Consider the following 1,244-nt stretch of genomic DNA (forward strand, 5'->3'; position numbering starts at 1 on the left):
TTTGTAAAATATAGGTCTATCCCATGTTTCTTTGATAGATGTAAAATGAATATTTTCAATACTTCTATTATAAAGAGAACAAGGCTGAACTGCACCTAGATATGTTGTAAAAAGAGATAACTGTACTGAACTACAAGTTAGAAAAATTCCTGATTTATCAATAAAATTAACACCATTAATTCAATATCTTTTTGTAAAGACAGTATATCACTTTATAAATTCAATTATTTTTCGTCCCACATCTGCACTATATACCATTATTTAAATATGACTCTAATATTTTTCTTAAATGCTCATCGTATCGGTTAGCAAGTTTTTCACATTCTGCTACACGCATAAAACCAATTATTTTTCTCATTTTTAATATTGACTGTGTTGTCTGATTTTTCTTAAATTCGTAAAAAGCACATGCATATTTAAAAATTAACCGTTCATAAATCTCAGATTCATCAAAATAAAACTGAGAAATTTTTTTCTCAAAGTATTTTGCATCCACAAGATGATCTCTTTCAATACAAATAATAAGTGCATTTAGAACCATACTAGCAATCACTCTTCTATAGCTTGGTATATCGTGATAAAACTCTGTTCTATGCAACATCTCTTTTGATAATAGTAGAAAAGTAGCATGATTAAAAATATACATGATATTTCCAAATAACAAAATTTCAAACACACCCCAATAATCCACACCGAACAAATAATCAGTTATTCTTTTTATATCCGTGTCATTGAAACAGTCTTCTTTTGATAATTCTTGAAGTTTGATTTTTAAAAAAACTATTTCCATCTCAGAAAAAAGAGATGAATTATTATTTTCTATACGTTTAATCAATAATTTATGTAATTTTGCCACATTTCGATTAAGGAAACATTGTTTAACTTCATCTATTGTTTGGTAGAAACGATCTCTTTTAAAATCATTAGTTGCATACATGAATTCTTCAATAGGGACATTTATTTGTTCAAGTGCTATCAGAAATTTTGTAATAGTCAGATCTGTCTCTCCTTTTTCAAATCGAGATAACTGTGAACGTGATATCCCTTTGTTTTCTATATCTCTAAGAGAAATTTTTCTTGATTCTCTAAATACCTTATATGTCTCTCCGAATTTCTTTAACATAGTACACCTCCTTTAGCAAATATGGGACAACTGCAAAATAAACTTTCCTATGTGATAAAATGTAATTAAATTATACCATATAATTAAGTTAAGCGATGTTTTGTTCAAGGAGATTTCACAT

The 1,244-nt window shown here is 27.6% G+C and carries 1 protein-coding gene; it reads right to left on the bottom strand.

Going from position 1 to position 1,244, the window contains the following annotated elements; translation table 11 throughout:
* Nucleotides 1-247 precede the first annotated feature (247 nt).
* Complete coding sequence (locus ACO409_RS11000) at nt 248-1,123, bottom strand: Rgg/GadR/MutR family transcriptional regulator (protein ID WP_033683297.1); 876 nt, start codon at nt 1,121-1,123, stop codon at nt 248-250.
* Between the last annotated feature and the right edge of the window lie 121 nt (nt 1,124-1,244).

The organism is Leptotrichia sp., assembly GCF_057270615.1.